This is a genomic window from Arthrobacter sp. NQ7, assembly GCF_029581595.2.
Taxonomy (GTDB): Bacteria; Actinomycetota; Actinomycetes; order Actinomycetales; family Micrococcaceae; genus Arthrobacter; species Arthrobacter phenanthrenivorans_B.
Map to the genome: position 1 here is coordinate 145,646 of NZ_JARFXU020000007.1, position 24,830 is coordinate 170,475.

Genomic DNA, 24,830 nt, shown 5'->3' on the forward strand with positions numbered 1-24,830 from the left:
ATGGCAGTCACCGACCGGGTCACGCGCCACGCAGGTCCCAGCCCCAGCACGGGGCGTGACGGCGGAAACGTCCGGCGCCTCGCGTTATCCCAGCAGGTTTCCAAATGGGACTTCAAGCTGTCACCGTACCTCTACGTTTCTCCCTTCTTCCTGCTGTTCGCCGTCACGGGCCTCTTCCCGCTGGGCTACACGGCCTGGGTTTCACTGCACAACTGGAACCTCATCGGCGGGCAGGGAAAGTTCGCGGGACTGGAAAACTACGCCTTCGTGGTGGCCCAGCCGTACTTCTGGAACGCTGTGGGCAACACCTTCAGCATCTTCATCCTCTCCTCCGTTCCCCAGGTAGTCGTGGCCCTGGTGGTCGCAGCGGTGCTGGACGCGAACCTGCGGGCAAGGACGTTCTGGCGGATGGGGGTGCTGGTGCCGTTCGTCGTGGCACCCGTGGCAGTGGGGCTGATCTTCAACAATCTCTTTGCCGACCAGTTCGGGCTGATCAACGAGATGTTGAAGGCGCTTGCGCTTGACCCGGTCCGGTGGCACTCCGATCCGGTGGCAAGCCATGCCGCCATAGCCACCATGGTGAACTTCCGCTGGACGGGCTACAACGCCCTGATCTTCCTTGCTGCCATGCAGGCGATTCCGCGTGACGTGTTCGAAGCGGCCACGATCGACGGCGCCGGCAGGCTGCGGCAGTTCTTCTCCGTGACAGTACCCATGCTTCGCCCAACCATCATTTTCGTGGTGATCACCTCAACCATCGGCGGCCTCCAGATTTTCGATGAGCCCCGGGTCTTTGACCAGTCCGGCCTGGGCGGGGCGGACCGCCAGTGGCAAACACTGACCATGTACATGTGGGAACTCGGCTGGGGCCAGCGCAACTTCGGCAGGGCCTCCGCGGTGGCGTGGCTGCTCTTCCTGATCATCGTCCTGATTGCCCTGCTTAACTTCGTCATCACCAAACGCATCGCCAGCCAGGAAGGCCGCAAGTGAGCTCCATTCCCATGATCGAACAGACTGCCGGAAAAGGTGCGGCCAGGGCAGCAGCCCGGCGCGGCGGCGGGAACCACCGGACAGGCTTCGGCGCCGCCCGCCGGCCGGGGTTCGCCACCTATGGCTTCCTCGGTGCCGTGCTGCTCGCTTCGATCTTTCCGCTGTACTGGTCGTTCCTGGTGGGCAGCCATGACAACACCGTCCTCAGCCGGGGCATCCCGCTCCTTCCCGGCGGGAACTTCCTGGCCAATGCGGCCAAGGTCTTCGACAGCATCCCGTTCTGGAAGGCGATGGGCAACAGCCTGATCGTCTCCGGCGTGACGGCCGCATCCGTCGTCGTATTTTCCACCCTGGCGGGGTTCGCCTTTGCCAAGCTCCGCTTCCGCGGCAGCAAGGCCCTGCTGGTGTTCGTTATCGCCACTATGGCGGTCCCCACCCAGCTGGGCGTGGTCCCGTTGTTCATCGTGATGTCCAAACTGGGGTGGACGGGCTCACTGTGGGCGGTCATCATCCCCGGCCTCGTCACCGCGTTCGGGGTGTTCTGGATGACGCAGTACCTTCGGGACGCCCTGCCGGACGAGCTTATCGAGGCCGCCCGGATGGACGGCGCATCGATGATCCAGACGTTCTGGCACATCGGTTTCCCGGCAGCCCGCCCTGCCGCCGCCATGCTGGCACTGTTCACTTTCGCGGCCACCTGGACAAACTTCTTCTGGCCGTTCATTGTCCTTGACCCCTCCAACCCCACCCTCCCGGTGGCCCTGCAGCTGCTGCAGGCCGCCCACTTCGTGGACTACTCCGTGGTCCTGGCCGGCGCCGTCCTGGCCACCGTCCCGCTCCTGCTGCTGTTCATTGCGGCAGGCCGTCAACTCGTATCCGGAATCATGCAAGGAGCAGTCAAAGGATGAGTTCCACCCAACGTCCGTTTCCGGAGGATTTCCTCTGGGGGACGGCAACAGCTGCCTACCAAATCGAGGGCGCAGCACACGCCGATGGCCGGAGGGACTCCATCTGGGATGTGTTCGCGCGGCTGCCCGGTGCCGTGGCGGACGGCCACAACGGGGACATGGCCTGCGATCACTACCGGCGCTACCGGCAGGACGTGTCGCTCATGGGCCGGCTGAACATGAAGGCCTACCGGTTCTCCACGTCCTGGGCCCGCTGCATGCCTGACGGCGTTAAGCCCAATCCCGAGGGAATCGCCTTCTACTCCCGGTTGGTGGATGAGCTGCTGGCTGCCGGCATCACCCCGTGGCTGACCCTCTACCACTGGGACCTGCCCCAGGCCCTGGAAGACAACGGCGGATGGGCCAACCGTGACACCGCCTACCGTTTCGCTGAGTACGCGGCCCATATGCATAGCGTGCTGGGGGACAGGGTCCGCATCTGGACCACCCTCAACGAACCGTGGTGCTCGGCGTTCCTGGGCTACGCGGCAGGAATCCACGCTCCGGGCCGGCAGGAACCCCGGGCCGCCCTGGCTGCGGCGCACCACCTCCTGCTCGGCCACGGCTTGGCAGCGGCGGAGCTCCGCCGCCGGGACCCGGAGGCCTCCCTGGGCATCACCCTGAACCTGACGGTCGCCGACCCGAGGGATCCCGGCAGCGAAAGCGACCGGGATGCAGCGAGGCGGATTGACGGGCAGTTCAACAGGATCTTCCTTGACCCGCTGTTCCGCGGCGAATACCCGGCCGACGTCCTGGCAGACGTAGCGCACCTGGGAATGGCGGACCTGGTGCACGCCGGCGACCTTGAGTCGATTTCCACACCCCTGGACCTGCTCGGCGTCAACTACTACCACGGTGAATCACTCACAAAGGACCCGGCCGGCGTCCAGGAGCAAGCAGCTCCGGAAACGACGTCGGTCCCGGGGCAGGCAACCCGAGCGGTGGCATCGCCGTTCGTGGCTGCCGACGGCGCCCGCTCTGTCCGCCGGGGCCTTCCTGTCACGGGAATGGGCTGGGAGGTGCAGCCCGAAGGGCTCCGGCGCCTGCTCAACCGACTCCAAACCGAGTACACGGGACCGGCCGGCATTCCGATCTACGTCACCGAGAACGGCGCAGCCTATGAGGACGTGCCCGACGCCATGGGTTTCGTGGACGACCAGGACCGGCTGGGCTTCTTCGCCGCCCATCTCGACGCCGTGCACGGAGCCATTGCGGACGGCGTGGACGTCCGCGGATACCTCGCGTGGTCACTGCTGGACAACTTCGAGTGGTCCTTTGGCTACCACCAGCGCTTCGGCCTGGTCCGGGTGGACTATCCCACCCAGGAACGGATTCCGAAAGCGAGCGCCCTGTGGTACTCGTCGGTGGCATCCGGCAACGCCCTTCCCGCGGGCAGCAACCCCGTCCCGCCGCCGGCCCGGGGTGTCGTATTGTCGGTGTAATGAACGCAAACTCCAGCCGCCCGGCCCCGGCAGGGGCAGGGCGGCCCAGTCCTACGTTGGAGGACCTGGCGTCGGCCGCCGGGGTGTCCCGCTCCACCGCATCCCGTGCGATCAACGGCGGCTCCAAGGTGAGCGCACAGGCCCAGGCGGCCGTTGACGCCGCGATTGTGGCGCTGGGATACACCCCCAACCGTGCTGCGCGGAGCCTGGTCACCCGGCGGGCGGGATCCGTGGCGCTGGTCATCCCCGAACCCGACGCCAGGGTCATGATGGACCCGTACTTTGCCGCGGTGATCATGGGAGTCAACGAAGCATTGCGCGATACGGACCTGCAGTTGGTGCTGCTCATGTCCCGGGCCGGGGATGACTCCGCGCGGACCCTCCGCTACCTGCGTGGAGGACACGTCGACGGCGCGATCGTGGTGTCCCACCACCGCGCCGACGACTGGGTGGAGACCCTGGGCGCCACCGGGCTGCCCACCGTCTTCATCGGCAGGCCGTGGGACACGGACGCGGGGATTCCCTATGTGGACCTGGACAACGTCGAGGGCGGCCGGCTGGCGGCGCGGCACCTGTCCGGCGCCGGCCGCCGTAAGTTGGCAACTGTTGCCGGCCCCACTGACATGACGGCCGCCGTCGACCGCCTGGACGGCTGGCTGCAGGGACTACGGGAAGCGGGCATCCAGCCCGGACCCGTCATCCACGGGGACTTTACGACGGCGGGCGGCGCCGATGCTGCGGCCCAATTGCTGGCCATGTCGCCTGATGTGGACGGAATATTCGCTGCGTCCGACCTCATGGCGCTCGGGGTCGTGGACACTCTTCGCGGAAGGGGGCGGCGGGTGCCGGAGGACGTCGCAGTGGTGGGCTTCGACAACCACTCCATCCAGGCGGCGCATGGCCTGGGGCTCACCACAGTGGCCCATCCCATGGCGGATATCGCGGCCGCAGCCGGAAAGCTTCTGGTGGAAGCCATCGGGGAGCCCGGAGAAGCACCGGAACCGGTTATTTATCCGGCGGAACTGGTGGTGCGCGGAAGCTCCGTTCCCTAGTGGCCAAGGACCCGCAGGGCTTTTTAGGCCGTGCCTAGGCGGCCAGCCCGCCCTTGGTTTTGCGGTGCTGCCGGTGCCGTGCCGGTGCCAGGCGTGAGTGCGCCCCGGCCAGGACTTCGCTGCCGTCTGGCACGGTGCTGTCGGTATCCAGGTGGGCGCCGTGCTCGATCAGGACACTCGAGCCGATCCTTGAGTGGCTGCCGATGTGCACGCGGTTGCCGATGACCGTGCCCCGGCCGATGCGGACGCCGTCACCAATCACAGTCCGGTCTCCGATGGTGGCATCCCGGTCGATCCAGCTGCCGTGGCCGATCCGGCACCCTGCCCCCACCCTGGCGCCGTGCTCGATGTAGGTCATGGGGCCGATCCTGGCGCTGTCCGCCACCATGGCTCCCGGGGCGATGAGCCCGCCGCCGTTGTCGTGGCGGGCATACCGGGTGACCTTGCCGGCGTCGTCCTCAAATGACACAAACTTTGCGGTCATATCATCCCTCGTTAACGCCGCGGTTATTTACCGCGCAGTAGGTTAACGGCCGGGAGTGCGCAGGGATTCCCAAACGCTTGACAGACGCAGGAAAGCTACGCCACCAGGTTCGCGGCCGCGGTGTCCATGTGTTCCAGGATCGTCTTCCGGGCCAGGGCGGCGTCTCCGGTGTCGATGGCGGCCACGATGTCCTTGTGGCGGTCCACGCTCATGTTGCTCACGCCCTTTTCCAGGCCCGCGAACATGATGGACATCCGGATGGAGCCCTCGAGGGATTCCCAGGAGTGAAGGAGGGTTTCGTTGCCGGTGAGGCGGCAAAGGGTGCGGTGGAACTCGAGATCGGATTCGATACGTTGCTCCAGGCTTCCGCTGGTGGCATCGGTCATGGCGTCGATCGCCTTGTGCAGCGACTCGGTGACGTGCTGCCGGTCCGGGAGTTCGCACAGGGTCCGGGCGGCGAGGGATTCAAGGGCGGCCCGGACGGCGTAGATGTCCCGGATTTCCTTTTCGTCCAAGTGGCGGACGGACAGGCGGCCGCGGGGTCCGGCGGACAGCAGGCCTTCCTGCTCCAGCTGGCGGAGGGCTTCGCGCAGGGTGCCGCGGCTGATCTGGAGCATCTCGGACAATTCTGTTTCCACCAGGTGCCGGCCAGGTTCCAGTTCGCCGCTGGTGATGGCGGTCCGCAGCGCGGAGAGTGCCTGCTCGCGCAGGCTTTTCTTTTCCAGTCCCAGCAGCGGGGCGGTGAGTCCGGCCATGGCTTCTGTCCTCAATGTCATAAGTCGACTGTTTACAGTCGGTAGTGGTTTCGATACTACGGCAGAAAGCACGGCTCCGGCCTGGGACCGGTGCCGTGCTTTCTGCATTGGTGCTCCTTAGCCGAGTTCGGCGAGGACCTTGGCCACGATGCGGTCGACGGCGAGGCCGTACCGGTCGTGCAGCGTGGGCAGGGCGCCGGCATCCAGGAACTGGTCCGGCAGTGCCACGGGCACCACGCGCTTGCCCACGCCGGCGGTGACGACGGCGGAAGCCACGGTTTCGAACAGGCCGCCCACCACGGAGTGGTTTTCCAGGGTGACGGCGAGCCGGTCGGTGTTGACCTCCTTGAGGACGGTTTCGGCGTCGAACGGCTTGATGGTGGGCGTGTGCACGACGGCGACGTCCACGTTGTGTGCCGCCAGGGCCTTTGCCGCCTGGAGGGCGCGCATGGTCATCAGGCCGGAGGAAATGAACACCACGTCGTTGCCGCCGCGCAGCACCTTGGCCTTGCCGAGCTCGAACGTGTAGTCGTACTCGTCCAGGACGGTGGGCACGTTGCCGCGCAGCAGGCGCAGGTAGGTGGGGCCCTCCGAGGCGGCGAGTTGCGGCACGGCCTGTTCGATGTCGATCGAGTCGCAGGGGTCAACGATGGTCAGGTTGGGCATGCCGCGGAAGATCGCCATGTCCTCGGTGGCCTGGTGGCTGGGGCCGTAGCCGGTGGTCAGGCCCGGCAGGCCACCCACGATGTTGACGTTCAGGTTCGGTTCCGCGGCGTCGAGGCACAGGAAGTCGTAGGCGCGGCGGGCGGCGAACACCGAGTAGGTGGAGGCGAACGGCACCAGGCCGGACTCGGCCAGGCCGGCGGCTGCGCCGAAGAGCAGCTGCTCGGCCATGCCCATCTGGAAAAACCGCTCCGGGAAGGCCTTGGCGAAGATGTGCATGTCCGTGTACTTGCCCAGGTCCGCGGTCAGGCCAACGATCCTGTCGTTTTCCTGCGCGGCCTTCACCAGTGCGTGCCCGAACGGCGCGGAGGAGGTCTTCTGCCCGGGGTCGGCGAACGATGCGATCATCGCCGACGTCTTTAGCTTCGGCTTGCCTGCCGCAGCAGCTGCGGTGTCCGGGGCCTCGGTGGTGGTGCTCATGCTGAAGCCTTTCCTTCGTAGCCGGCAGTGAGCTGCTCGCGGCAGATCTGCCATTCGTTTTCTTCGATGCGCATGAAGTGCGCCTTTTCGCGGTTTTCCAGCAGCGGAACGCCGCGGCCCACCTTGGTGTCGCACAGGATCACGGAGGGGCGTCCGACGGCGGCGGCCTGGGCGGCTGCGTTGTCGAACGCTGCCAGCAGGGCGGCGACGTCGTTGCCGTCCACGCGCTGGGTGTACCAGCCGAAGGATTCCCACTTTTCGGTGATCGGTTCGGTGCGGAGCACCGTGGCGGTCTTACCGTCGGCCTGCAGGGCGTTAATGTCCACCATGGCGGTGAGGTTGCCCAGTTGGTGGTGGTGCGCACCCATGGCCGCTTCCCAGGTGGAGCCCTCGTCCAGTTCGCCGTCGGAGAGGAAGTTGAAGACGCGGGCGTTCGAGCCCTGGTAGCGCAGTCCCAGTGCCATGCCGACGGCGATGGTCAGGCCGTGGCCCAGGGAGCCGCCGGAGATTTCCATGCCGGGGGTGTAGGTGGACATGCCGGACATCGGCAGCCGGGAGTCGTCCGATCCGTAGGTCTCCAGTTCCTCCACCGGGACGATTCCGGCTTCGGCGAGGGCGGCGTAGTGGCCGATCGCGTAGTGGCCGGTGGACAGCAGGAACCGGTCGCGTGCTTCCCAGTGCGGGTCCTCGGCGCGGAACCGCAGCTGGTCCCCGTAGACGGTGGCGAGCATGTCGGCTGCGCCCAGCGCCTGGCCCACGTACCCCTGGCCCTGCACCTCGCCCATGTTGAGGGCGTGGTGCCGGATCCGGTACGCGGCGGCGCTGATCTTCTCCAGCCGTTCCGGAGTCACCGCATTCTGCAGTGCGGGTCCCTGCGGGGTGGCGTCCTGGACGGTATCTGTAGGCATTGCTGGCTCCGTGGTCGTTTTGTACGTGGTGGTCATTCAGGCGTTGACGGTGTTCGGGGTGCTTTTGGTCGCCTCATCAGCCAGTTCCCGTTCCCGCTTGCCCCAGGTTTCGCGGGTGGCGACGGCCGCCCAGAGGCCGATCAGGGCGTAGGCGCCGAAGAGCAGGGCCGGGCCCATCCAGCCGAAGCTGACGAACAGGAGGGTGGTGATGAACGGGGTGAAGCCGGAGACCATGGCCGAGATCTGGTACGCGAGGCTGGCACCGGACGCGCGGGTCTTGGCTTGGAAAAGCTCGGGGAACCAGGCGCCCTGTGCGCCGGCGAGGGAGTTCTGGCAGACCGCGTAGGAGATCACGATGGTCAGGATGATGGCGATGAACAGGCCGGTGTTGACCAGCAGGAACATCGGAATGGCGAACAGGGCCGCGAAGGCGGTGGACCAGACGTACAGCGGGCGGCGGCCGATGCGGTCCGTCAGGGCAGCCCAGGCCTGGGTGGCGACAATGCCGATGGCGGAGGCGATGCACAGGGCGACCAGGGTCTGGGTCTTGTCCGCGAGGTGCTGGCTGTTGATGTAGGAAATCATGTACGTGATCGAAACGGCGTAACCGGCGGTCTCGGCGATGCGCAGGCCGATGCCCTTGACGATGTTGCGCCAGTCCGTCTTGATGACCTCCACGATGGGTGCCTTGACGATGGTGCCGCTGTCCTTCACCTCATCGAACACGGGGGACTCGGGAACCTTGGAGCGGATGATCAGGCCCACGATCACCAGCACGATGCTGGCCAGGAACGGGATGCGCCAGGCCAGTTCGTTGCCCAGGCCGGCGCTCGCCAGGAAGGTCAGGTTGGCCAGCAGCAGGCCCACGGGGAAGCCGGCCTGGACGATGCCGGTGTACTTGCCCTTGGCCTTCCACGGCGCGTGCTCGTAGCTCATCAGGATGGCGCCGCCCCATTCCGCGCCGAAGGCGAGGCCCTGGACGATGCGGACGAAGACGAGGAGCGCGGGGGCGAGGAGGCCGACGGCTGCGTAGGTGGGGAGCAGGCCGATGGCGAAGGTGGCCAGCCCCATCAGGATCAGCGAGGAGACGAGGACCGGCTTGCGGCCCACTTTGTCACCCAGGTGGCCGCCGATGATGCCGCCCAGGGGGCGGGCGGCGAAGCCGACGCCAAGGGTGGCGAAGGAGGCGAGGGTCCCCGTGACGGGATCGCTCCCGGGGAAGAAGGCGGTGCCGAAGTACAGTGCGGCAGCGGTGCCGAAGCCGATGAAGTCATAGGTCTCGATGACGGCCCCCACGCCGGATCCAATGGCAACTCGCCTGGCGTCCTTGGTGCCGTGGACCGGACCGCGCATGGTCAGAGCATCTTTGCTCATGGTGGTTCCCTTTCGAAGAGCGGCTGCAGAACGACGGCCGCTGTCGACTGTTAACAAACTGGATACGCTCCAGTGTGACCCACATCATTCTCACTGTCAACAGTCGACTTTTGGAGTTGACTGTTGACAGTTAACGAAGATATTGTGGTGCCCATCACTACAGCCCGGCACGACCCAGAGGATCAATGATGTTCCATTCCAGACTTGGATGCTCATCCATCAGCTTCCGGCACCAGGACCTGGCCAGTGCGCTGCGCACCATGAAGGGCCTGGGCGTTGAGGAAATCGACCTCGGTGCCCTGCCCGGCGTCTGCGACCACGTTCCGTACGGGCTGGATGCCGCTGCCGTCGAGGCGGTGTCGGCTGAAGTCAACGCGTCCGGGCTCCGCGTCCGTTCCGTGAACGGCGACATCGGGGACCTGAACAGGGTGCTCGACGCCGATGCGCAGGCAGCGCGGGAGCGCCACCTGGAGGCCCTGCTGACCTTGTCCGCCAATATCGGTGCGAAGGCACTGGTTCTGCCGTGCGGCGCTTTGGACCACACCCCGGTCCGGAGCGTTGAGGAGGACTTGGACCTCGTTGCCGCCCAGCTCATTGGTGCCGGGCGGCGGGCGGCGGAGTTCGGCGTCGAACTTTGGACGGAATCCCTGCACTTCCTGCGCTTCTGCTGGAACCTGGAACGCGCGGGACTGCTTGCGGACCGGCTGGCAGGATCCGGCGTCGGAATCGTCATGGACTTCAGCCACATCGTGGCCTCCGGCGAGGACATCCAGGCCTACCTGGACCGGCACCGGGGCCGCATCAGCCACGTCCACCTCCGCGACGCCGTGCCGGGGAACATCAACCTCAGCATCGGCAACGGGGACGCCGACTTCGCCGGCGGCCTGAAGCGGCTCGCCGCCGACGGCTACGCCGGCCACTTCTCCCTCGAGCTGGAAACCCGGGACGTCACCAATGACGAACGCCCCGCCGCCGCCGCCAAGGCAGCAAGCTTCATCACCGACCTTCTCTAACACCATCGATTGCTCCGCAGATGTCGTTTTGACGCCTCATAACGACAAATACGTAGCAATCGATCCACAAAAACACATTCAAGGAGCACCATCATGACCAACATCCAGCGCACCGCCGTCCTCACCGGAGCCACCTCCGACCGCGGCATCGGCATCACCACCGCCCGCCGCTATGCCCGTGAGGGCTGGGGCATCGTCATCCTTGACCTCGACGGCGAAAAGTCCGCCAAGGTCGCCGCTGAAATCGGCAACGAATTCAACGTCCCCGCCTTCGGCCATGAGATCGACGTCGCCAACGAAGCCTCTGTCATCGCCGCCCAGGCCGCCGTCGCCGCCGAAGTCGCAGCCGGCAACCTCCCGCCCGTCGGCGCCCTGGCCAACATCGCCGGCATCACCTCGCCCGTCCCGTTCCTGGAGACCACCCTTGAGCTGTGGCACAAGGTCATGGACGTCAACGCCACCGGCACCTACCTGGTGACCAAGGCGTTCCTGCCGGACATGATCGAAAACGGATGGGGCCGGATCGTCAACATGTCCTCCGTCTCCGCCCAGCGCGGCGGCGGCGTCTTCGGCAAGGTCCCCTACTCCGCGGCCAAGGCAGCCATCCTGGGCTTCACCAAGGCCCTGGCCCGTGAACTGGGCACCACCGGCGTTACCGTCAACGCCATCACCCCCGGCGCCGTGGACACCAACATCCGCGTGGGCAGCACCGAGGAACAGGAAGCCGCCATCAACGCCGGCATCCCGCTGGGCCGCAACGCCACCACCGAGGAAGTCGCTTCCGTCATCACCTTCCTGTCGTCCGAGGACTCGGCCTACCTGACCGGCACCACCGTTGACATCAACGGTGGAAGCCACATGCACTAGCAGCCACCTGCCACCAGTCACCACCCACAGCCCCAGCACTGACAGAACCCCGGACGCCGGAGAACCTCCCATGACCAAAATCTTCAACGACCCCTCAGAGTTCGCCGAGGAGGCCCTGGCAGGCTTCTGCGACGTCCATTCGGACCTGGTCCGCCAGGTCCCCGGCGGTGCCGTCCGCCGCTACCGGCCGGCGCGGCCCAAAGTCGCCGTCCTTGCCGGCGGTGGTTCCGGCCATTACCCGGCCTTCGCCGGAATCATCGGCACGGGCTTCGCCGACGGCGCGGTGGTGGGCAACATCTTCACCTCGCCGTCCGCCCAGCAGGCCTACTCGATGGCCAAGGCCGCAGAGTCCGGGGCCGGCGTCGTGTTCACCTACGGCAACTACGCGGGTGACGTGATGAACTTCGGCATGGCCAGCGAGCGCCTGGCCGCCGAGGGCATCGCCGTGGAGAACGTCCTGGTGACGGACGACATCGCCAGCGCGCCGCCGTCGGAATCCGCCAAGCGCCGCGGCATTGCCGGTGACTTCACGGTCTTCAAGGTGATGGGTGCGGCCGCCGAGCGGGGCGACAGCCTGGCCGAGGTGGTCCGTCTGGGCCGTAAGGCCAATGACCTCACCCGCACCATCGGCAGTGCGTTCGCCGGGTGCACCTTCCCCGGCGCCGAATCACCGCTGTTCACGCTCCCGGACGGACAGATGGGCCTGGGCCTGGGCATCCACGGCGAGCCCGGCCTCCGCGACACGGACCTTCCGTCCGCCAAGGAGCTGGGCCGGGAACTGGTTGCCCGGGTTCTTTCCGAGACCCCCGCCAACGCCGGCAAGCGGATCGCCGTCATCCTCAACGGCCTGGGATCCACCAAGCACGAGGAGCTCTTCGTCCTCTGGGGAACCGTGGCACCGCTGCTCCGCGCCGCCGGCTACACCCTGGTCATGCCCGAAGTGGGGGAACTGGTCACCAGCCTGGACATGGCCGGCGTCTCGCTGACGGTGACGTGGCTGGACGAAGAGCTGGAACCGCTCTGGACAGCTCCGGCAGAAACCCCTGCCTACCGCCGGGGCGCCGTGACCACGTCGGCGGGCGCTGCCGCCGGGGAAGAAGCGTCCGACGGCGGCGCTTCCGCGGCGGAGTTCGTCGCCACGGACGCCTCCCGCCGGTATGCCGAAGCCTGCCTCGCCGCGATCGGCGCGGCCCGGGCTTCGCTGCACGACGCCGAGGAACGGCTCGGACGGATGGACGCCATCGCAGGCGACGGGGACCACGGCCGCGGCATGGTCCGTGGAGTGGACGCCGCCGCAGCCGCCGCATCCGCGGCACTTGGCGAGGGCGCAGGGGCCGGCGACGTGCTGGCCGCAGCCGGCGACGCCTGGGCCGACAAGGCTGGCGGCACCTCCGGTGTCCTGTGGGGGGCCGGGCTGCGCGCCTTCGGTGAAACCGTGGGAAACAGCGCCGCGCCGGAAGGTGCAGCCCTCGCGGCGGCCGTGACCGCTTTCGCGGACCGGATCGTGCAGCTGGGAAAGGCCGAAACCGGCGACAAGACCATGGTGGACGCCCTGCTGCCCTTCGCCGCCGCCTTCAGCCGGGAACTGGCCGCCGGGGTTGCACCGGTCCTCGCCTGGGAAACCGCTGCGCAGGAATCCGCCGCCGCGGCGGCAGCCACGGCGGACCTCCTTCCGCTCAAGGGCCGGGCACGCCCCCTCGCCGAAAAGAGCCTGGGCGCCCCGGACCCGGGCGCCACGTCCCTGGCGATGGTCTTCGCCGTCATGGGACCGCACTTCACCACCTCCACCACGAGCGCAGCCGCACCGGCGGGAGCAAAGCAATGACAACGGAAGGACACACCATGGGGCTGCGGCTCATAGTCGGCGCGGATGAAGCCGGCGTGGACTACAAGGACAAGGTCCTCGCGGACCTGCGGCAGGATCCGCGCGTCAGCGAAGTCATCGACATCGGGGTGAACCGCACCGATGCGCCGGATGACTTCACCAGGCCGTACCCGTATGTCGGCATCACCGCCGGGGAAATGATCCGGGACGGCGCAGCGGACCGCGCCATTCTCTTCTGCGGCACCGGAATCGGCGTGGCCATCGCCGCGAACAAGGTGGAAGGAATCCGCGCCACCGCCGCGCACGACTCCTTCTCCGTGGAACGCTCAATCCTTTCCAACGACTGCCAGGTGCTCACCATGGGCCAGCGCGTCGTGGGGATCGAGCTGGCCCGCCGGCTGGCGAAGGAGTGGATCGGCTACACGTTCGATCCGTCGTCGGCGTCAGCCGGCAAAGTGAAGGTCCTTACCGACTTCGAGTCCTGCTAGCCGGACACCCGGGGGAATGCCATGAAGCCCTACCCCTCTTCCAGCTGGACCCGGCTGATCGGCGTTCCGGTGGAGATCCGCCGGAACTGCACCCTTGTCCGGGCCGGCGTGGTGGATGACGCCATGCCGAACCCGGCTGCCCTGTGGCTGGCCGCCGACGCCGCCGGCCACAGGGAGCTGTTCACCGCCGCCGAGGGGTACCAGGTGTGGATCCAGCCCCGGATGCGGGCGGCACTGCGGGTCAGCCCGCCAGCTTCGCCCGCAACCCCGCAATAATCACATCCAGCCCAAAATCGAAGGCATGATCGCCGCGTTCCGATGGCGGGCCGGAAAAGCCCAATGCACGCTTCAACGCGGGATAACCGTCGGCCGGGGGGTCCCAGACGACCTCCGGGGCGGCAAGGTCGAGTGCCGCGCCCAAGGCAAAGCTGTCAATGGTCGAAATCGCCGCCACCACGTCCCGGCCCCTGAAACCCGCGGCTTCCAGCGCAAGTGCGAGGTCCTCATAGAGCCCGATGACTTCCGGGTCGGTGATGGACTGCAGCACCATCAGGGGTGCCAGCCGCGGATGACGGGCGAACGCATCCCTGTACGCGCGGATGAGGACCCGCAGGGCCGCTTCCCAATCCTGGTGGTCCACCGGCGGATACGGTTCCTCGGTAATGATCCGGTGCCTCAGCAGTTCCAGAATCTCGTCCCGGCCGCTGACATGGTTGTAGATGGAGGACTGGCTGACGCCAATTCTCTTGGCGAGCTTGGGAAAGCTGAAATCACCGGTCTGGTCCACCAGTTCGAGTGCGGCCGAGGTGAGGGCCTCCACCGAAATCAACGGGAGGGGCGGGCGGCCCATCGGTTCTCCTGACTGCAGCTCTTGGACATCGGGTCCAGCCTAACTGCCGGAAACATTACCCGCCGTCACGGGAAACCTATTGTGCTCCGGACCACTTAGTCCCATACTAAACGAAAGCCTTTCGTTTAAGTGGGCTCCCAGGAAAGGACCACGCCATGCCTGCTACCAAAACCCGACCAAAACCGCCGTCCCCCGACGGCGCACTCAAACGCAACGCGCTGGGCACCGGAGGCATCGCCTTCCTGGTGATTTCAGCCGCGGCACCCCTGACAGTGATGGCAGGCGTAGCCCCGGTGGCGATCGGAGTCGCGGGCATCGGCGCCCCGGCCGGTTACCTCCTGGCCGGCATCGTCCTGACCCTCTTCGCCATCGGCTTCATGGCAATGACGCGCCACGTGAAGGCATCCGGCGGCTTCTACACCTACATCTCGATTTCTTTGGGAAAGACCGCGGGCCTGGCATCAGCCATCCTTGCGATCATCTCCTACAACTGCCTGCAGATCGGCGTCTACGGCCTCTTTGCCGTCCAGACGCACGACATGCTGCAGGTCCTCTTCGGACTCGACGTGCCATGGCCCGCGGTCGCCCTTGCCGCCGTCGCTGCCGTCTGGTTCCTGGGATACCGGGGCATCGACGTCGGCGCCAAGGTCCTGGGCGTGCTCCTGGTAGCAGAGACCGGCATCCTCGGCGTCATGGGCGCAGGCATCCTGGGAAGCGGCGGCGCGCACGGCATCAGCATGGGATCCTTCAGCCCCGGGCAGGCCTTCGGGCCCGGCGTCCTGGCCATCCTGGGCATCTGCTTCGCCGCATTCATGGGGTTCGAATCCACGGTGCTGTACCGCTCCGAAGCCCGCGACCCGGATACGTCCGTTCCCCGGGCCATGTACATCGCGGTGGGCTTCATGTCCGTGTTCTACGCCTTCATCGTCTGGGCCGTCATCCAGGCCTTCGGGGACGACCAGGTGGTGGAAGCCGCCGGGGAACTGTCCGGCGGGATGTTCTTCCAGGCCATCGGGCACTACGTGGGACCCTGGGCAGAAACTGCCATGTACGTCCTGATCGTCACGAGCGTCTACGCCTCACAACTGGCGTTCCACAACGCCATCAACCGCTACGTCTACATGCTGGCAAAGGACGGCATCCTGCCCGCATTCCTGGGCCGGACCCACCACCGGTTCCGCTCGCCGCACCGCGCCGGACAGCTGCAGACCCTGTTGGCGGCCGTGGTCATCACCATCTGCGCCGTCCTCAACGCGGACCCCTACCAGCAGCTCCTGATCTGGGTAAACACGCCGGGGATCTTCGGCATCGTTGGCCTGCAGGGGCTCGTGTCCGTGGCCGCGTTCCTCTACCTCCGCCGGAATCCCTCCGCTGCCCGCAACAAAATCCTTGCCCCGCTCAGCCTGGTTTCCGCCATCCTGCTCTTCGGCGTCGTCCTGCTGATCGCGGTGAACATTGAACTCCTCACCGCCGCGGACCCGCTGACCAACACCATCCTGATCCTTGTAACGCCCGTGGTGTTCGCCGCCGGCCTGCTGGCCGCGCGGTGGGTGCGCCGACGCCGTCCAGCAATTTTCGACCGAATTGGAAGCTTTGAAACCCATGAATGACATCAACCCGGACCTGATCATCCTCGCCGGCACGGTCCACACCATGGATGAAACGCGCGGCGGGCCCTCAGCACAGGCCATAGCGGTACGCGACGGACGCATCCAGGCGATCGGGACGCGGGACGAGGCCCGCTCCTGGGGTGAATCGGAAGTCATCGATTTTGGCGGGGCGGTCCTCACGCCCGGCCTGGTGGACTGCCACGTCCACCCCGTCATGGGCCTGGACATGACGCGGGGCTGCGACCTCTCCGGCATCACGGACCTCGCCGTCGTCCGCGCAATGCTGCGGGCGGAAGCGGAGGCCACCCCGCCGGGCGGCTGGGTCCGCGGCTGGGGGCTTGATCCCAACGCGTTCGGGTCCGTGCCGCCCCACCGGGAGCTGATCGACGACGTCGTCGGCGGCAGGCCCGCGCTGATCCGCCTGTTCGATGCCCACTCAGCCCTCGCCAGCACGGCAGCGCTGGAACTGGCCGGAATCTCGGGACCACGGCACTTCGACCAGGCCGCAGAAGTGGTCTGCGACGGCAGTGGCAGGCCCACCGGGCTCCTGCTGGAGGCCGCCGCACTGGACCTGGTCCTGACGCTCATGCCGACGGAAACCTTCCAGGAACGGAAGGAGCGGCTGGGCGAAGTCTTCGAGTCGTTTTCCCGCGCCGGCCTGACGGGCATCCATGTCATGGACTGCGGGGAAGGAACCCTGGAGCTCCTTGCGGCCCTCGAAAACGACCTGGCCGCAGCCGGTAGGGGACTGCCGGTGCGGGTGCGGGTATCGCCGTGGTGCATGCCGGGCAGCGGGGACGCCGACTGGCAGCGGCTCGCCGGCCAGGTGGAAAACGTCCGCGGCTCCCGGTGGAAGGTGGCAGGGATCAAGCTGTTCGTGGACGGAACCGTGGATAACGGCACGGCCTGGCTCTTCGAGCCGGATATCTACGGCCAGTCCGTTGCACCTTTTTGGCCGCGTCCGCAGGAATATGCCCGGGCCGTCAGGTTCTTTGCCGAACGGGGCATCCCCACCGCCACCCATGCCATCGGGGACGCCGGCGTGGCCGCGGTGGTGGCGGCCTTTGAGGATCTTCCGGCGCACATGGCCCGGGCACCGCACAGGATCGAGCATATCGAAACGGTTCCGGACGGCATCATCGAGAGGTTCGCAAAATCAGGCCTGATCGCCAGCATGCAACCCAGCCATTGCACCCATTACTCCCGCGCGGACCAGACCGACAACTGGTCCACCCGGTTGGGCAAGGAGCGCGCGGACCGCGGCTGGCGGTGCGCGGACCTCCGGTCCGCGGGCGTAACGCTCGCGCTTGGTTCGGATTGGCCGGTGGCGCCGTTTGAACCCCTGCCGATCCTCGCGGACGCCCAGCTGCGGCGGCGGTCCGGCCATACCGACGAGCAGCCGATCGCCCCCGGCCAGGCCCTCAGCGCCCGGCAGGCGCTGGAAGGCTACACCTCCCATGCCGCAAAAGCAGCAGGGGAGTGGGCGGAGGCGGGGTCGCTTGCGGTGGGCAAGTGCGCTGACTTCACGATTTTGGACGTTGATCCGCTGGCCGCAGCGCCTGACGAGCTGGCGCGCGGGCAGGTGCTGGCCACCGTCGTGGACGGGCAGTTGCAGCATCTTGCCGTCGGCGTCACCGGCTAGCTTCCGCCGGGATGGCCCGGCCCCGTTCCCGGGGCTGGGCTTCCAGCGGACCCCTTCCTAGACTGGGACGATGATCACAGTCACCGGAAGTGTGGAAACCAACCTGTCCGCAGAGAAGGCCTTCGCCTTCCTGAGCGAGTTCGAGAACACCAGTGAGTGGGATCCGAACACCCCTGTCATGGATAAGCTCACCCCGGGCCCTGTGGCTGTTGGCCACCGGTACCATGCCGAGTCCGAGTTCCGGGGCAAGCGCCAGTCCCTGGAATACGAAGTCATTGAGCTGACCGGCAACCACATCAAGCTGCGGGGCGAGAACAAAACCGTGGCTGCCTTCGACTCGATCGATGTCAGCCCCAACGGGACGGGCTCGGTGGTGAAGTACACGGCGGAGTTCAGCATCCACGGGCCGGCCAAGATCATCCAGCCGCTCCTGAAGCCCGCATTCATGTCCCTGCGCGATCCCGCCCTGAACGGGATCCGGGACAAGCTCAACCAGCTGGCAGCAGCGGGCTGACGGCGGCGAAAAACTCCCGGATTCCGCGGCGTGGGTCGGCTTCCACCCGGACGTCCTCGTCAAGGACCAGGGTGCTCCGCTCCGCGCCGTACTCCGGCCATGCCGGCGGCTGGGGCCGTCCGTCGCGGGCAAAGGATGCCCAGGCGAGGCTCATGGTATCGCCCAGCGCCCGGGGAGCCCGGCCCCTGGTGAGGAAGGCGGCTTCCGGAGCATCAAGGTGCCGGAAGACGAACGGGATCTCCAGCGCGTGGCAGGCGCCGAGCTTGCCGCCCATGGCCGGGCTGCGCCAGGTGAACAGGTAGGCGAAGTTCCTTCCGCCGGCTCCGTTCCGGGCCGCGAGGCTCCTGGCATCCAGCAGCCGGTTGCTCGGCTGGCGGTACAGGGAGTCCGCGATCGAGGCCTCCAGCAGTTCCTTGCCGCTGGGTTCCCGGCCCATCACCCCGGCCAGTGCCTCGGCGTAGCCGGATGCTGCGGCCGCCGGCACTCCGGCGCCGGCAAGGGTTGCCGCGGCGCGGTCCGGAAAGTCCGGGTCACCGGCAATGGCCGGGCGCATTTCGACGGCGAACGAACCCTCGTTGAGGTTGGTCCCGATCAGCAGGTCCACCCCGCCGTTGAGTCCGTTGCGGATACTTTCCAGCGGCGGAGCGGGAAGCGACGGTGTCCCGGCCGTCGGCTGGAACGGCAGCGGGACTGCGAAGGATTCAGCGGCGAAACGCCGCTCAAGGTCCTGCTGCGCGGCCAGCAGCCGCTCCACCGGGAGATTGAGCAGTTCGGCGGCGGAGGACGGCGACAAGCCGCACAGCTCGAGGAAGAGCGAGCTGACGCGTGCCGAATCCTCCGGGCGGCGGCAGCGTTCGGCGGTGCCGCTCTGCATGATGGCCCGGCGGAAGAGGCCTTCCGACGCCGGCATCCCCAGCAGGGTGCCGACGGCTGCGGCGCCTGCTGACTCGCCGAAGACAGTCACGTTCTCCGGGTCGCCCCCGAACGCCACGATGTTGTGCCGGATCCAGCGCAGTGCCGCCAGCTGGTCAAGCAGGGCAAGGTTCGATGAGTCCGCGAACTCCGGGCCCAGCAGTTCCGCCAGATGCAGGAAGCCCAGGGCGCCAAGCCGGTAGTTGATGCCAACCACCACTGCGCCGGCCGCCGCGGCGAGCCGGGCGCCGTCGTACATGCCGTCACTGTTGGCGCCCATGAGGAAGGCGCCGCCGTGGATCCAGACCATCACCGGCCTCGCCGGACCACCCGTGCCCGGCGTCCAGATGTTGAGGTGGAGGCAGCCCTCCTCGCTCCAGCTGCGCGGCAAAGTTCCGGGCGGGGCGGGTGACTCGGGGTTCTGGGGTGCCGCGGGTCCGGGAACGGTGCAATCCAGCACTCCGTCCCAGGGCGGAACCGGCGCGGGCGGGCGGAACCGGTTGGTGCCCGATACCGATGCGGCGTAGGGGATGCCCAGGAAGCGGTGGACCGTTGTCCCTTCGGCCTGCAAGGAATTCCCCTGCAGGGACCCGGCCGGGATGGAGAGGCGCGTCATGTTGCCAGAGTAAGGCCTCCGCACAGGTAGGCTGGCATCACCGTTCGGCAGTGGGCGGCCGCAATGTTGTGGCTTTTAACCAATGTCCGGGAGGTAAGACCGGTGCACAATCCCGGCGTCCCCGAAGACGGGGACTTCGCAGACGTTGCCCTCCATCTCCAGGAGTCGTTCCTGCAGAACCCTGAGGTCGAGGCGTTCCTTCAAGGTCTGGCAACCTATGCCGCGACCCGGCTCGGCTCTGCGGACCATCCCTGCTGCTGTGAAATCACGGTACTGCGGCCCAAGAAGCCGGCGGCGACTGCCGGCAGCAAACCCGGACTGGGGATGGCCCGGCTGGAGTCCACGTACGGGGACGGTCCGGGACTGACGGCCATGCGGACGGCCGGCACTGTCCTGGTTCCGGACCTGCGGCGGGAGCAGCGCTGGACGGAGTACGTCCGGGCTGCACGCAGGCAGGGGTTCCTCTCGGTGCTGAGCATCCCGGCCGTGCTTGAGGAGGACGCCCGGGGTGTCTTGACGTTCTATTGCCCACAGCCTGTTGACGTTGGCAGTGGCGGGATCAACATGGCCGAAGGGTTTGTGCGGCAGGCCTCCAAGGGACTGAAACTGGCGCTGCGCATGCTGAAACTTGAGGAAACCAAGGAAGGCATGAGCGCTGCCATGCAGACGCGGACGGTGATCGACCTGGCCACGGGCGCGATCATGGCGCAAAACCGGTGCAGCCAGGCGGCAGCCTTCAAGCTGCTGCGCGACGCCTCCAACAGCAGGAACATGAAGCTCCGCGAGGTTGCTGCCGCCGTGGTCGAATCCGTGGCCGGCGCCACGGACACCTTCACCTACTTCGACGAGTAAGGCCCCTTGCAGTCAGGGTCACGCTGTTCCGGCTGCAAAAGGACAAGGTCGGAGTCGCTGAGCGGAGCGCGGAGCGGAAGGCCCTCGGTGGCGCAGTGTTCGTTTACCGCCTGGGCCAAGGCATCCCGCTCCTTCGGCGACAGAGTGGCCTCGCCGGCGCAGTAGTCGCGAATGAGTTGTTCGGAGGCATCCCCGCCCAGTGCGACAAACTCCATCCACACCTGCGCGAGGTCCAGCCCATGTTCCTTGATGACAGCGGCCGTGAGGGCCTGCTGGTCCAGGTCATCCATCGTCCCGTCCTAGGCTCGTCGTGGACTCGTACAGTTGGGATTCGGAGCGGGACCCGGGGCGGATGGGAGCCGTGCGGATTAATTCCTGCTGGAAGGATGGAGCCATGGCCCTGAGCGCATACCCGGTCCGGCGGTTGCGAGAAGACCCCGGAAACGTGCTGGACCGCTCGCGCTGGCCAGCGGTCCTTCCGCCGGTTTTGCAGGTCCTCGACCAGGGCCTCGACCTCGGCCCAGCCACCATCCTGGTAGGCGGGAACGGCTCGGGAAAATCGACCCTGGTGGAAGCGGTGGCCCTCGCCTACGGGCTCTCGCCCGAGGGCGGGTCCACGGGTGCCCGCCACGTTACGCGGCGCAGCGAATCCATCCTTGGCGACCATCTCCAGCTCATCCGGAACGCGGGAGCAACCCGCCGCGGCTATTTCCTCCGGGCTGAGACCATGCACGGCTTCTACACGTACCTGGAAAACAACCCCAGCACCTCCAGGCCGGACATCCCCTTCCATGACATGTCCCACGGGGAGTCCTTCCTGCAGCTGGCAGCCGACCGGTTCGCCGGGCCCGGCCTGTGGGTACTGGACGAACCGGAATCCGCCTTGTCCTTTTCCGGTTGCCTGGGCCTTCTGTCCGTCCTCAAGGAACGCCTCGCAGACGGGAAATCGCAGGTGCTGATGTCCACCCATTCCCCTTTGTTGGCGGCACTTCCCGGGGCCACCATCCTTGAGGTCGGACCCTGGGGACTCCGGGCCCGGTCCTGGGAGGAACTGGAACTCGTCGCCGCCTGGCGGAGCTTCATGGACTCACCCGAACGGTACCTCCGGCACTTTTAGGCCCGGGAGGACCTTCGCCCCTAGGCAGTTGAGCGGCCCCGGCGGTCAACTTGAGTGTCGGGAACAGGCGTTTCAACAGGAGGCGGAGACGATGGGCGGATGCGACGTTTGCGGCAGCAGCGAGGGCCGGATGTTCACAGTCAGCATGGGGAACCAGAGCGGCACGTTCGACAGCTTCGAGTGCGCAATCCACATGATGGCTCCTGCCTGCGAGCATTGCGGCTGCCGGATCCTGGGCCATCCCGTGGAAAGCGAAGCAGGCATCTATTGCTGCCTGCACTGTGCCAGGGAGGCGGGAAACCCGCACCGGGCGGCCCAGCCGGAGCATTCAACCGTGGCCGTACCGGAGCAGGGCACTTCCACCGGCCAGGGCCGGCAGTGACGGCAAGCGCGGACCAGGAAAAGAGGAACTGTGGCCGGTAGCGGTACTTTCCGGATAGTGGTGGGGGTGGACGGTTCCGAGCAGTCACGCACCGCAATGGACTGGGCGGTTGAGGAATCCAGGCTGCGCACAGGCGAAATCCAGGCCCTGACGGCCTGGAATTTCCCTTATGTCAGCGACGCCATGGGCACAGCCTGGGACTACGACATCTTCCAGAAAGACGCCCAGGCCATCCTCGAAGCGGAGCTGGAACGCGTCAAGGACCGGGGCGTGGCCATCACCGGCCGCATCGTGGAGGGCAACCCGGCCTCGGCGCTGATTGATGCGTCCCGCGATGCGGACCTGGTGGTGGTCGGCTCCCGCGGCCATGGCGGGTTCACTGGAATGCTGCTCGGGTCGGTCTCCCACCAGACCATCCATCACGCGCACTGCCCCGTCCTGGTGATCCGGGAACCGGACACGCACTAACGGCGGCACACTTCCGCCTTTCGGTGAATGGAATGTGCGGTCCCGTGATTCTGCGGGCGCTGCGACGCTTGCAAAATGGACTTGATTCGGATTGCACCCCGGTGCCGGGTGGTTATCGATAATGACTGGGCCAGCGACCCTGACGGCCTTCTTGCACTGGCCCACCATGCGTTGTCGCCCGCCAACAGGATCGTCGGCGTCACCAGCTCCCTGACCAACCCGATGTTCGGGCCGCCCGAGGGGATGGCCCATCGGGGCGCTGGTCTTGCCGGGGAGCTGCTCCGGGTGCTGGAGCACCCCGAATCTGCGGTGCATGCCGGACCGGACAGCCCCTTTACCGGGCAGCCGAGGAACTCCGCTGCGGCGGACGCGATCATTGGCGCCGCCAGGGCCGCGGGTGGGCTGCCCCTGATCCTGGTGTGCGCCGGTCCCCTCACCAATGTTGCCGACGCACTCCTGCTGGATCCAGGCATTGCCCCGTGGCTGACACTGGCCTGGGTGGGTGGAGCTGCCCGGAACAACGAGGAGTACAACTACTGCACGGATCCCGCCGCTGCGGACTTCGTACTGTCACACCAGGAACTGGCGGTCTGGCAGTTCCCCGCCGAAACGTACCGGCAGGTGGTGGCCTCGGTTGCGGAACTCGACCACGCCTTCAGGAATGGGGGACCTGCCGGCGAGTGGCTGTGGAAGCACTTCAACAGCCTTCGCGTGCCGGACTTCGTGAAGTTCGGGCCGCTGTGGTGCCTCGGCGACAGCGCACCCCTGGTGGTGACCGGCCTGGACGACGTCACCTCGGCGTTCACCGAAACGGCTGCGGGGCCGTCCCGCCGGACCTACACCTCGGTGGATACGCGGCTGATCATGGCGGACTTCCTCGCGAAGCTGCGGCTGCATCAGTAGCAGGCAAGGACAATGGCCCGGATCTCCAAGGGAGGTCCGGGCCATTCGCTGTTGTCAGGCCGGCTGCGCAGCCCCGGCCAGGGTGTGCTCCCGGGCAAAGCTGCCCAGCCAGTGCGCACTTTCCTTCGGCGTGCGTTCCTGGGTTGTCCGATCGACGGCGATCAGGCCGAACTTGGGCCGGTAGCCGAAAATCCACTCGAAGTTGTCGAAGGCCGTCCAGGCGATGTAGCCGCGCACGTCGATGCCGTCGGCAAGGCAGGAGGCCACGCCGTCGACCGCTGCCTTGAGGTAGGCCACGCGCTGGGTGTCATCCTCGGTGGCCAGACCGTTCTCGGTCACGATGACCGGGATGCCGGCGATCCGGTGGGCCTCGCGGATGGTGGCCTCCAGGGCCTGCGGGTAGATTTCCTCCCCCATCTGGTTGGTGGGCGCTCCTTCCGGCGCCGGGGCGTGGCCGTCCGGGCCATAGACGGTCCGGCCGTAGGTCTGGATGCCCACGAAGTCGTCCCCCCGCGATGCCTCCAGGAACCGTTCGTTGACGTCCCGGCGCACCCGGGCTGCCAGTTCTTCGCCGCCTGGGATGGCCTGGATGTCAGAGTTGGCGAGCGTCCATCCCACCGGGAGGTCGGCGCGGTGCGCCTTGATGGCTGCCGTGGCGGCGCGGTGTGCCGCCAGTTTCACCTGGAAGCCCTCCTCCGTGGAGCAGAACTGGAAGGGGGCGACAGCCGCTGCGCCGATGCCCAGGCGCTCCGCGGCCGCGGCCCATACGGGCACGGAACCGCGGTTCTCCGGCGCTTCGCCGCCGATGCCAAAGGACTCCAGCAGCCAGGGCAGGTTGGGCTCGTTCAGGGTGCAGGCGACGCCGATCAGGTCACCCAGGTGCGACATCACCCGTCCGCAATAGCGCGCGAAGAGTTCCGGGGTTTCCGGGGATTCCCAGCCGCCGCGGCGCAGGAGCCACAGGGGTGACGTGAAGTGGTGGAAGGTGACCACGGGAGCCAGGCCATGGTCGCGGCATGCCTCCAGGACCCGCTTGTAGTGGTCCAGTTCGGCCACGGAAAAGTGGCCTTCCTCCGGTTCGACCCGGGCCCACTCAATGGAGAAGCGGTAGCTGGTGAAGCCGAGGCCGGCGATCAGTGCGATGTCCTCCCGGTAATGGTGGTAGTGGTCCACCGCATCCCCGGAGGGCTCGGCGAAGATCGTTCCGGGCAGGTGCTCCAGGAACCAGGTATCGCTGTTGACGTTGTTGCCTTCCACCTGGTGGCCTGCGGTGGCCACGCCCCAGAGGAAGTCGCGGGGGAACGGGTTGGTCATGGGGTTCCTTTCGTGATGGACGCGCTCGGCGTCCCAGGCTTCGCTGCCTTCCCCTCCATCCTGTCGGTCGGCGTGACCGCCGCCACAATACCTTTTCAATCAATGACATTGTCATGTTTGGTGCAGGCAGCCCCGGCTGATTCTTGAAGGGAGCCGGGCACCTCCGGCCCCACTGATTTCTTTCCGTTGCAGTCATAGAAGAATGCGAAGGCGCAGCACATGAAACTCCTGACCACCACCGCACGCGGCAGCGCTGCCGTCCTGACCGGTGCCCTGCTGATCGGCTCCCTGGCCGCCTGCGGCGGCGGATCCAGCCAGGCCTCCGCCAAAGCCGATACCAGCAGCATCACGCTGGCCATCGA

26 protein-coding genes are annotated in these 24,830 nt (G+C 66.9%); 17 read left to right on the plus strand and 9 right to left on the minus strand.

Annotation, left to right across the window (positions count from 1 at the left end):
* From PUN71_RS10330 to PUN71_RS10345, 4 genes are read left to right on the plus strand one after another with little or no spacing between them, the layout of a single operon-like run.
* Positions 1 to 990 carry a carbohydrate ABC transporter permease gene (locus PUN71_RS10330; protein ID WP_277798314.1) on the plus strand — a complete coding sequence of 330 codons (990 nt, stop codon included), beginning with the start codon at positions 1 to 3 and terminating at the stop codon, positions 988 to 990.
* Positions 987 to 1,898 (plus strand): carbohydrate ABC transporter permease, encoded by a 912-nt coding sequence (locus PUN71_RS10335; RefSeq protein ID WP_277798315.1) that lies wholly within the window; start codon positions 987 to 989, stop codon positions 1,896 to 1,898. Before PUN71_RS10330 ends, PUN71_RS10335 begins: the two co-directional genes overlap by 4 nt.
* Positions 1,895 to 3,379 (plus strand): glycoside hydrolase family 1 protein, encoded by a 1,485-nt coding sequence (locus tag PUN71_RS10340; RefSeq protein ID WP_277798316.1) that lies wholly within the window; start codon positions 1,895 to 1,897, stop codon positions 3,377 to 3,379. The genes PUN71_RS10335 and PUN71_RS10340 overlap by 4 nt, the downstream gene beginning before the upstream one ends.
* Positions 3,379 to 4,431 carry a LacI family DNA-binding transcriptional regulator gene (locus PUN71_RS10345; protein WP_277798317.1) on the plus strand — a complete coding sequence of 351 codons (1,053 nt, stop codon included), beginning with the start codon at positions 3,379 to 3,381 and terminating at the stop codon, positions 4,429 to 4,431. Before PUN71_RS10340 ends, PUN71_RS10345 begins: the two co-directional genes overlap by 1 nt.
* A 34-nt stretch (positions 4,432 to 4,465) precedes the next feature.
* Here PUN71_RS10345 and PUN71_RS10350 read toward each other — a convergent pair whose 3' ends face one another.
* The 5 genes from PUN71_RS10350 to PUN71_RS10370 form a co-directional block, all read right to left on the minus strand.
* Complete coding sequence (locus tag PUN71_RS10350; RefSeq protein WP_277798318.1) at positions 4,466 to 4,915, minus strand: transferase; 450 nt, start codon at positions 4,913 to 4,915, stop codon at positions 4,466 to 4,468.
* A 95-nt stretch (positions 4,916 to 5,010) separates the two neighbouring features.
* The gene (locus tag PUN71_RS10355; RefSeq protein ID WP_043449907.1) at positions 5,011 to 5,670 is read right to left on the minus strand and encodes a GntR family transcriptional regulator; all 660 of its coding nucleotides are present in this window, start codon (positions 5,668 to 5,670) and stop codon (positions 5,011 to 5,013) included.
* 117 nt (positions 5,671 to 5,787) lie between these two features.
* Positions 5,788 to 6,813, minus strand: a complete 1,026-nt coding sequence (locus PUN71_RS10360; RefSeq protein WP_277798319.1) for a transketolase family protein — start codon at positions 6,811 to 6,813, stop codon at positions 5,788 to 5,790.
* Positions 6,810 to 7,721, minus strand: coding sequence for a transketolase (locus tag PUN71_RS10365; protein WP_277798320.1), 912 nt, complete (start codon positions 7,719 to 7,721; stop codon positions 6,810 to 6,812). The genes PUN71_RS10360 and PUN71_RS10365 overlap by 4 nt, the downstream gene beginning before the upstream one ends.
* Before the next feature lie 36 nt (positions 7,722 to 7,757).
* Positions 7,758 to 9,095: an MFS transporter gene (locus PUN71_RS10370; RefSeq protein WP_277798321.1), complete on the minus strand. Its 1,338-nt coding sequence runs from the start codon at positions 9,093 to 9,095 to the stop codon at positions 7,758 to 7,760.
* Between the two features lie 188 nt (positions 9,096 to 9,283).
* Here PUN71_RS10370 and PUN71_RS10375 point away from each other — a divergent pair, with 188 nt between their 5' ends.
* The 5 genes from PUN71_RS10375 (at position 9,284) to PUN71_RS10395 (ending at position 13,564) form a co-directional block, all read left to right on the plus strand.
* On the plus strand, positions 9,284 to 10,108 hold the full coding sequence (locus PUN71_RS10375) for a sugar phosphate isomerase/epimerase family protein (protein ID WP_277798322.1): 825 nt from the start codon (positions 9,284 to 9,286) through the stop codon (positions 10,106 to 10,108).
* Positions 10,109 to 10,201: 93 nt separating this feature from the next.
* Positions 10,202 to 10,975 carry an SDR family NAD(P)-dependent oxidoreductase gene (locus PUN71_RS10380; RefSeq protein WP_277798323.1) on the plus strand — a complete coding sequence of 258 codons (774 nt, stop codon included), beginning with the start codon at positions 10,202 to 10,204 and terminating at the stop codon, positions 10,973 to 10,975.
* A 70-nt stretch (positions 10,976 to 11,045) separates the two neighbouring features.
* Complete coding sequence (locus tag PUN71_RS10385) at positions 11,046 to 12,800, plus strand: dihydroxyacetone kinase family protein (RefSeq protein WP_277798324.1); 1,755 nt, start codon at positions 11,046 to 11,048, stop codon at positions 12,798 to 12,800.
* Positions 12,797 to 13,288 (plus strand): RpiB/LacA/LacB family sugar-phosphate isomerase, encoded by a 492-nt coding sequence (locus tag PUN71_RS10390; protein WP_277798325.1) that lies wholly within the window; start codon positions 12,797 to 12,799, stop codon positions 13,286 to 13,288. The genes PUN71_RS10385 and PUN71_RS10390 overlap by 4 nt, the downstream gene beginning before the upstream one ends.
* A gap of 21 nt (positions 13,289 to 13,309) precedes the next feature.
* Entirely contained in the window at positions 13,310 to 13,564 is a 255-nt protein-coding gene (locus tag PUN71_RS10395; RefSeq protein WP_277798326.1) for a hypothetical protein, read from the plus strand.
* Here the strand turns inward: PUN71_RS10395 and PUN71_RS10400 are convergent.
* Positions 13,530 to 14,138 (minus strand): TetR/AcrR family transcriptional regulator, encoded by a 609-nt coding sequence (locus PUN71_RS10400; protein ID WP_277798327.1) that lies wholly within the window; start codon positions 14,136 to 14,138, stop codon positions 13,530 to 13,532. The genes PUN71_RS10395 and PUN71_RS10400 overlap by 35 nt on opposite strands.
* 155 nt (positions 14,139 to 14,293) lie before the next feature.
* Here PUN71_RS10400 and PUN71_RS10405 point away from each other — a divergent pair, with 155 nt between their 5' ends.
* The 3 genes from PUN71_RS10405 to PUN71_RS10415 all read left to right on the plus strand — a co-directional run bounded on the left by PUN71_RS10405 (position 14,294) and on the right by PUN71_RS10415 (position 17,904).
* Positions 14,294 to 15,748 carry an APC family permease gene (locus PUN71_RS10405; RefSeq protein ID WP_277798328.1) on the plus strand — a complete coding sequence of 485 codons (1,455 nt, stop codon included), beginning with the start codon at positions 14,294 to 14,296 and terminating at the stop codon, positions 15,746 to 15,748.
* A complete protein-coding gene (locus PUN71_RS10410; RefSeq protein WP_277798329.1) occupies positions 15,741 to 17,390 on the plus strand; it encodes an amidohydrolase in 1,650 nt (549 codons plus the stop codon). Before PUN71_RS10405 ends, PUN71_RS10410 begins: the two co-directional genes overlap by 8 nt.
* 70 nt (positions 17,391 to 17,460) lie before the next feature.
* Entirely contained in the window at positions 17,461 to 17,904 is a 444-nt protein-coding gene (locus tag PUN71_RS10415) for an SRPBCC family protein (protein ID WP_277798330.1), read from the plus strand.
* Here PUN71_RS10415 and PUN71_RS10420 read toward each other — a convergent pair.
* On the minus strand, positions 17,879 to 19,432 hold the full coding sequence (locus PUN71_RS10420; protein WP_277798331.1) for a carboxylesterase/lipase family protein: 1,554 nt from the start codon (positions 19,430 to 19,432) through the stop codon (positions 17,879 to 17,881). The two genes, PUN71_RS10415 and PUN71_RS10420, sit on opposite strands and share 26 nt — an antisense overlap.
* Positions 19,433 to 19,534: 102 nt before the next feature.
* On the opposite strand from PUN71_RS10420, the gene PUN71_RS10425 reads away from it, so the two are divergent.
* Positions 19,535 to 20,284, plus strand: coding sequence for a GAF and ANTAR domain-containing protein (locus PUN71_RS10425; RefSeq protein WP_277798332.1), 750 nt, complete (start codon positions 19,535 to 19,537; stop codon positions 20,282 to 20,284).
* Here PUN71_RS10425 and PUN71_RS10430 read toward each other — a convergent pair.
* Positions 20,269 to 20,574 carry a hypothetical protein gene (locus tag PUN71_RS10430; protein ID WP_277798333.1) on the minus strand — a complete coding sequence of 102 codons (306 nt, stop codon included), beginning with the start codon at positions 20,572 to 20,574 and terminating at the stop codon, positions 20,269 to 20,271. The genes PUN71_RS10425 and PUN71_RS10430 overlap by 16 nt on opposite strands.
* A 104-nt stretch (positions 20,575 to 20,678) precedes the next feature.
* Between PUN71_RS10430 and PUN71_RS10435 the strand changes: the two genes are divergently transcribed.
* The 4 genes from PUN71_RS10435 to PUN71_RS10450 all read left to right on the plus strand — a co-directional run bounded on the left by PUN71_RS10435 (position 20,679) and on the right by PUN71_RS10450 (position 23,154).
* Positions 20,679 to 21,401, plus strand: a complete 723-nt coding sequence (locus PUN71_RS10435) for an AAA family ATPase (protein WP_277798334.1) — start codon at positions 20,679 to 20,681, stop codon at positions 21,399 to 21,401.
* A gap of 91 nt (positions 21,402 to 21,492) precedes the next feature.
* Positions 21,493 to 21,783: a metallothionein gene (locus PUN71_RS10440; RefSeq protein ID WP_502860463.1), complete on the plus strand. Its 291-nt coding sequence runs from the start codon at positions 21,493 to 21,495 to the stop codon at positions 21,781 to 21,783.
* Positions 21,784 to 21,813: 30 nt separating this feature from the next.
* On the plus strand, positions 21,814 to 22,251 hold the full coding sequence (locus PUN71_RS10445) for a universal stress protein (protein WP_043449868.1): 438 nt from the start codon (positions 21,814 to 21,816) through the stop codon (positions 22,249 to 22,251).
* Positions 22,252 to 22,326: 75 nt separating this feature from the next.
* Positions 22,327 to 23,154, plus strand: a complete 828-nt coding sequence (locus PUN71_RS10450; protein ID WP_277798336.1) for a nucleoside hydrolase — start codon at positions 22,327 to 22,329, stop codon at positions 23,152 to 23,154.
* 54 nt (positions 23,155 to 23,208) lie between these two features.
* Here PUN71_RS10450 and PUN71_RS10455 read toward each other — a convergent pair whose 3' ends face one another.
* Complete coding sequence (locus tag PUN71_RS10455; RefSeq protein ID WP_277798337.1) at positions 23,209 to 24,468, minus strand: glycoside hydrolase family 1 protein; 1,260 nt, start codon at positions 24,466 to 24,468, stop codon at positions 23,209 to 23,211.
* Between the last annotated feature and the right edge of the window lie 362 nt (positions 24,469 to 24,830).

Excerpts from the sequence above, each read along its gene's own strand:
- PUN71_RS10330 (WP_277798314.1), top strand. The coding sequence starts at position 1 with ATGGCAGTCACCGACCGGGTCACGCGCCACGCAGGTCCCAGCCCCAGC.
- PUN71_RS10340 (WP_277798316.1), top strand. The coding sequence starts at position 1,895 with ATGAGTTCCACCCAACGTCCGTTTCCGGAGGATTTCCTCTGGGGGACG.
- PUN71_RS10345 (WP_277798317.1), top strand. The coding sequence starts at position 3,379 with ATGAACGCAAACTCCAGCCGCCCGGCCCCGGCAGGGGCAGGGCGGCCC.
- PUN71_RS10350 (WP_277798318.1), bottom strand. The coding sequence starts at position 4,915 with ATGACCGCAAAGTTTGTGTCATTTGAGGACGACGCCGGCAAGGTCACC.
- PUN71_RS10355 (WP_043449907.1), bottom strand. The coding sequence starts at position 5,670 with ATGGCCGGACTCACCGCCCCGCTGCTGGGACTGGAAAAGAAAAGCCTG.
- PUN71_RS10360 (WP_277798319.1), bottom strand. The coding sequence starts at position 6,813 with ATGAGCACCACCACCGAGGCCCCGGACACCGCAGCTGCTGCGGCAGGC.
- PUN71_RS10365 (WP_277798320.1), bottom strand. The coding sequence starts at position 7,721 with ATGCCTACAGATACCGTCCAGGACGCCACCCCGCAGGGACCCGCACTG.
- PUN71_RS10370 (WP_277798321.1), bottom strand. The coding sequence starts at position 9,095 with ATGAGCAAAGATGCTCTGACCATGCGCGGTCCGGTCCACGGCACCAAG.
- PUN71_RS10375 (WP_277798322.1), top strand. The coding sequence starts at position 9,284 with ATGTTCCATTCCAGACTTGGATGCTCATCCATCAGCTTCCGGCACCAG.
- PUN71_RS10380 (WP_277798323.1), top strand. The coding sequence starts at position 10,202 with ATGACCAACATCCAGCGCACCGCCGTCCTCACCGGAGCCACCTCCGAC.
- PUN71_RS10385 (WP_277798324.1), top strand. The coding sequence starts at position 11,046 with ATGACCAAAATCTTCAACGACCCCTCAGAGTTCGCCGAGGAGGCCCTG.
- PUN71_RS10390 (WP_277798325.1), top strand. The coding sequence starts at position 12,797 with ATGACAACGGAAGGACACACCATGGGGCTGCGGCTCATAGTCGGCGCG.
- PUN71_RS10395 (WP_277798326.1), top strand. The coding sequence starts at position 13,310 with ATGAAGCCCTACCCCTCTTCCAGCTGGACCCGGCTGATCGGCGTTCCG.
- PUN71_RS10400 (WP_277798327.1), bottom strand. The coding sequence starts at position 14,138 with ATGGGCCGCCCGCCCCTCCCGTTGATTTCGGTGGAGGCCCTCACCTCG.
- PUN71_RS10405 (WP_277798328.1), top strand. The coding sequence starts at position 14,294 with ATGCCTGCTACCAAAACCCGACCAAAACCGCCGTCCCCCGACGGCGCA.
- PUN71_RS10410 (WP_277798329.1), top strand. The coding sequence starts at position 15,741 with ATGAATGACATCAACCCGGACCTGATCATCCTCGCCGGCACGGTCCAC.
- PUN71_RS10415 (WP_277798330.1), top strand. The coding sequence starts at position 17,461 with ATGATCACAGTCACCGGAAGTGTGGAAACCAACCTGTCCGCAGAGAAG.
- PUN71_RS10420 (WP_277798331.1), bottom strand. The coding sequence starts at position 19,432 with ATGACGCGCCTCTCCATCCCGGCCGGGTCCCTGCAGGGGAATTCCTTG.
- PUN71_RS10430 (WP_277798333.1), bottom strand. The coding sequence starts at position 20,574 with ATGGATGACCTGGACCAGCAGGCCCTCACGGCCGCTGTCATCAAGGAA.
- PUN71_RS10435 (WP_277798334.1), top strand. The coding sequence starts at position 20,679 with ATGGCCCTGAGCGCATACCCGGTCCGGCGGTTGCGAGAAGACCCCGGA.
- PUN71_RS10440 (WP_502860463.1), top strand. The coding sequence starts at position 21,493 with ATGGGCGGATGCGACGTTTGCGGCAGCAGCGAGGGCCGGATGTTCACA.
- PUN71_RS10450 (WP_277798336.1), top strand. The coding sequence starts at position 22,327 with ATGGACTTGATTCGGATTGCACCCCGGTGCCGGGTGGTTATCGATAAT.
- PUN71_RS10455 (WP_277798337.1), bottom strand. The coding sequence starts at position 24,468 with ATGACCAACCCGTTCCCCCGCGACTTCCTCTGGGGCGTGGCCACCGCA.